The following is a 292-nucleotide window of genomic DNA, read 5'->3' on the forward strand; positions in this document are numbered from 1 at the left end:
CGGGTCGGCGGCGACGCCACGGGCCAGGAGGCGGCGCGCGTCCCGCCGGGCCAACACCGCCGGCAGCGCCGCGGCGTCGGCGGCGGCGGGCAGGCCGGGCGACCAGCGCAGGTGCAGGAGGTCGAGCCCCAGCCGGTGCGGCGGCAGCAGCGGCAGCACCGCCGCTTCCGCTTCCACCAGCGCCGTGCGGAAGCCTTGGGCGCGGCAGCGGTCGCGCGCTTCGGCGAAGCCGGCGGGGTCGGCCAGGACGTCCTCGGCCCGCGTCCCGATCGCCGTGGCCGCCCGGCCGGCC

Annotated in this window: 1 protein-coding gene; it reads right to left on the bottom strand. The window is 82.2% G+C overall.

Annotation, left to right across the window (positions count from 1 at the left end):
• On the bottom strand, positions 1-292 hold a 292-nt coding region (locus tag ABD067_RS05005), incomplete at both ends, for a hypothetical protein (protein ID WP_343894065.1).

Source organism: Craurococcus roseus, from assembly GCF_039523795.1.
GTDB classification, from domain to species: Bacteria; Pseudomonadota; Alphaproteobacteria; order Acetobacterales; family Acetobacteraceae; genus Craurococcus; species Craurococcus roseus.